The 4550-nt window shown below is 69.4% G+C and carries 2 protein-coding genes; both read right to left on the bottom strand.

The features are described 5' to 3' along the window. Positions 1-155 precede the first annotated feature (155 nt). Positions 156-662, bottom strand: coding sequence for a MarR family transcriptional regulator (locus tag ND747_RS20035; protein ID WP_251735376.1), 507 nt, complete (start codon positions 660-662; stop codon positions 156-158). 170 nt (positions 663-832) lie between these two features. Then, complete coding sequence (gene icmF / locus ND747_RS20030; protein ID WP_251735374.1) at positions 833-4246, bottom strand: fused isobutyryl-CoA mutase/GTPase IcmF; 3414 nt, start codon at positions 4244-4246, stop codon at positions 833-835. Between the last annotated feature and the right edge of the window lie 304 nt (positions 4247-4550).

Below are 4550 nucleotides of genomic sequence, written 5' to 3'. Positions count from 1 at the left end.
GCACCAGCCCGCCCTCGCCGGCGCGTTCCGGCCGCACGTCCCGTCGACTCGCGATACCCGGGCGGCGCCAGGCGGGCGGCGGGCGGCGGGCGGCGGGCGTCAGCGCGACCAGGTCCGGATCGGCCCAGACCCGCAGGTCGGCGGGCAGTGGCGGCCTAGAAGTCGCCGGCGGCACGGCGCAGATCGGTGAGCAGGGAGATGAGGGTACGGATCCCGCCGTCGCCCAGGCCGGGGTCGGCGAAGACGGTGTCGTTGAGCTTCTCGGTCGCGGCCAGCGCCGTGGCCCGCCCCTCCTCCGTGATCTCGGCGAGGATGGCCCGCCGGTCGGTGGGATGCGGGTTGCGCCGGACCTGCCCCCGCGCCTCCAACCGGTCGACGGCGCTGGTGACGCTGGTCGGATGGACCTGCAGCCGGCTACCGATCTTGTTCAGGGGCAGCGAGCCGTGCCGGGAGAACAGCAGCAGCATGAGCAGCTCGTAGCGGGCGAAGGTCAGATCCAGGGGACGGAGGACCTCGTCGACCCGGGCCAGCACGATCTGCTGCGCTCGCATCAGCGAGGTCACCGCCGCCATACCGTCCGCAACCTCGCCCCATCCATGGGCGACCCAGTGCCGCTGGGCCTCCGCGATCGGATCGGTGGGCAGCGGTTTGGGGGTGGCCACGGCTTCGGTCGCTCCTGCGTGTGGGGGGACGTCTCCCGCCCGACCCGCCGGTCGGGGACCGTCTCGGCCGACGGTCAGCGTCCATTGCACCCCAGGACGGACGCGTAAGCAAAGATTCAGCCGTGCTCGAGGATTGCGCGCCGTGCTCCTCCAGCGCTCGGTGACTGAATTTATACATTTCTGCGATATTGACCACCGGCGTCGAAGAACGCCTCGGTGATCTGGCCGAGCGAGCACACCCGTATCGTCCTCATCAGCGCGTCGAAGATATTTCCGCCGCCCGCGGCGGCGGCGCGCAGCTCGGCCAGGGCGGGTCGGGCCGCGCTCGCGTGCCGCTGCTGGAAGGCAGTCAGCCGGTCGAGCTGGGCGCGCTTCTCCGACTCGGTCGCTCGGGCGAGTTCCAACGGTCGCCCTCCCGCCGAATCGGCCCCGCCCATCCCCTGCGTGACCCCGCCGTCCATCTGGTCGCCGACCTGGTCGCGACCGTCGGTGTCGGCGGGAGCGCGAAAGGTGTTGACGCCGACGATCGGCAGGCTGCCATCATGCTTGCGTCGCTCGTAGAGCATCGACTCGTCCTGGATCCGGCCACGCTGGTAACCGGTTTCCATCGCACCCAGAACGCCGCCTCGATCGCTGATTCGTTCGAACTCGGCGAGCACCGCCGCCTCGACGAGATCGGTGAGCTGGTCCACCACGAACGAACCCTGCAGCGGGTTTTCGTTGGCCGAGAGCCCCCACTCCTGATTTATGATCATCTGGATGGCGAGGGCCCGGCGCACCGAGCTCTGCGTGGGCGTGGTGATCGCCTCGTCGTAGGCGTTGGTGTGCAGGCTGTTGCAGTTGTCGTAGAGCGCACACAGGGCCTGCAGTGTGGTTCTGATGTCGTTGAAGTCCATCTCCTGCGCGTGCAGCGAGCGCCCCGAGGTCTGGACATGGTATTTCAGCAGCTGGGATCGGTCGCCGGCACCGTAGCGGTGCCGCAGCGCCACCGCCCACAGGCGGCGGGCCACCCGTCCGATCACCGTGTACTCGGCGTCCATGCCGTTGGAGAAGAAGAACGACAGGTTCGGCGCGAAGTCGTCGATGCTCATGCCGCGGGCCAGATAGGCCTCGACGTAGGTGAAGCCGTTCGCCAGTGTAAAGGCGAGCTGGGTGATGGGATTCGCTCCGGCCTCCGCAATATGATATCCGGAGATCGAGACGGAGTAGAAGTTCCGCACGTCATGGGCAATGAACCACTCCTGCACATCGGCCATCGCCCGCAGCGCGAAGTCGGTCGAGAAGATGCAGGTGTTCTGTCCCTGGTCCTCCTTGAGGATGTCCGCCTGCACCGTGCCGCGGACGGTGGCCAGCGCACGACCGGTGATCTGCGCGTGTTCGGCAGCGGACGGCTCGCGGCCCTGGGTGCGGGCGAACGCGTCGAGCTGCTGGTCGATCGCGGTGGTGAGGAACATGGCGAGGATCGCCGGCGCCGGGCCGTTGATCGTCATGGAGACACTGGTCGCCGGGTCGCACAGGTCGAAGCCGTCGAACAGGTCCTTCATGTCGTCGAGGGTCGCGACCGACACCCCCGAGGTACCGATCTTGCCGTAGATGTCCGGCTGGGCGGCCGGGTCACGCCCGTACAACGTGACCGAGTCGAACGCGACGGACAGCCGGGTGGCCGGTGACCCGGCGGACAGCAGGTGGAAGCGCCGGTTCGTCCGCGCTGGATCGCCCTCGCCGGCGAACATCCGCGCCGGGGCCTCACCGGCCCGCCGGAACGGATAGCAGCCCGCGGTGTAGGGGAACGCCCCCGGCAGGTTCTCCCGGCGCAGGAAGCGCAGCAACCGGGCATCATCGTCGATGTCGGGCACCGCGACCCGCGGAACGCGACTGCCGGCCAGCGTCGAACGCCACAGCGAGGTCGGCACGTCCCGGCCGCGCACCTGATAGACGAGGTCGTCGCGCTGGCGTTCCGCGACCGTCCGCGGCCACCGGGCGAGCAGCTCGACGGCCCAGGGGGCCAGCTCACCCTCGGTACGTTCCCGCAGCCGGCTCAGCGTCCCCACCGCATCCGCCCCGTCCGCCCCGTCCGCGGCGGCTTCGCGCACGACGGCTTCGGCGGTGGCGAGATGCTGACGGCGACGGGCCAGCTGGGCCTGCCGCTCCGTCTCCTCGTGGTAGTCCCGTACGGTCTGCGCGATCTCCGCCAGATAGCGGGATCGACCGGCCGGGATGAGGGTTCCCAACCCCTGGGAGGTGCGGTGCTCGACCGGTGCCAGCGCACCCGGCCCGGCCCGCAGTCCCCGCTCCCGCAGCAGTCCGAGCAGATACTGGTAAAGCGCCGTCACGCCGTCATCGTGAAAGCGCGCCGCGGAGGTACCGAAGACCGGCATGTCCGCCCAGTTCGACGCGAACGCCTCCCGGTTGCGCAGCAGCTGACGGGCGACGTCGCGACGGGCATCCTCGGCGCCGCGCCGTTCGAACTTGTTCACCGCGACCACGTCCGCCACATCCAGCATCTCGATCTTCTCCAGCTGGGATGCGGCTCCGTACTCCGGCGTCATCACGTACAGCGCGACGTCGCTGTGTTCCGCGACGGCCGCATCCCCCTGACCGATCCCCGGCGTCTCGAGAATCACCAGGTCGTAACCGGCCGCGCGACAGGCGACGACGCAGTCGCGCACCGACCTGGGAATCTCGCTACCGGCCCCGCGGGTCGCCAGCGACCGGAAGAACACCCGGGCAGCGGCCGGGCCGGCGAGGGAGTTCATCCGGATCCGGTCACCCAGCAGCGCGCCGCCGCCCCGACGGCGGGACGGGTCGATCGCGAGCACGGCGATGCGCAGCCGACCGTCCTGGTCAACCTGGAAGCGCCGCACCAGCTCGTCGGTCAGCGAGGACTTCCCCGAGCCACCGGTACCGGTGATGCCGAGCACCGGCATCACCGGACGGCGCAGCGCCTGCCCCCGCAGCGCCGCGGCGAGCTCGTCCGCCCGGCTGTCCGAGCAGAGCACGGTGATCGCCCGGGCCAGCGCGGCCTGCTCTCCGCCGACGATCTCCTCGAGCTTCGGCCCGTGGGCCGCCAGATCCACATCACACTGTCGAATGATCGAATTGACCATCGCGGCCAGCCCCATGGACTGGCCATCCGCCGGCGAGAAGATGCGCGTGACACCGCGGGACCGCAGAAGCTCGATCTCCGCAGGGACGATCACCCCACCGCCGCCACCGAACACCCGCACGTCACCGGCGCCCCGTTCCCGCAGCCGTTGCACCAGGTAGGTGAAGTACTCGACATGCCCGCCCTGGTAGGAGGACACGGCCACACCCTGCACGTCCTCCTGGATGGCCGCGGTCACGACCTCATCGACACCCCGGTCATGCCCGAGGTGAACCACCTCGGCGCCCTGGGCCTGCAGCAGGCGGCGCATGATGTTGATCGCGGCATCGTGCCCGTCGAACAACGCGGCCGCTGTCACGATCCGCACCGGGTGGGCGGGCACCTGCAGGGCCTCACCCGCCGACTCGACAACCGAGGCCGAGGCGCCCGCAGCGGCGCGGGCAGCGGTGGTCGGGATGCTCTGCGAGAGGGATGGCATTGCGGCGCCTCCCGGTCAGACCGGGCGGGGCGCTCGGGCCCACACCCACTGATGTTCCGTCCTCCGACAGTAGGACGTCCATCTAGCTGGGGCCACTTGATCTCGGAACTTCATCGACACAGTGGACGGTCGACAGGCAGGGCGCGCGTCACCGGAACATCGCCTTATGCGATTATCCAGTCACGTTTCGCTCTACCCGATCGGGCGAAAAAATTCCCCAGAAATACCTGTTCCGGAGACAGGTGTGGGGCCGTCCCGAAAACGAGACAGCCCCACAACCTGTATATAAGTCCGGCGGCGTCCT

It is taken from the genome of Frankia sp. R82, assembly GCF_023716925.1.
GTDB lineage: Bacteria > Actinomycetota > Actinomycetes > Frankiales > Frankiaceae > Frankia.
The sequence above is the reverse complement of the archived record's forward strand: the minus strand, read 5'-3'. Positions and strand labels throughout refer to the sequence as shown.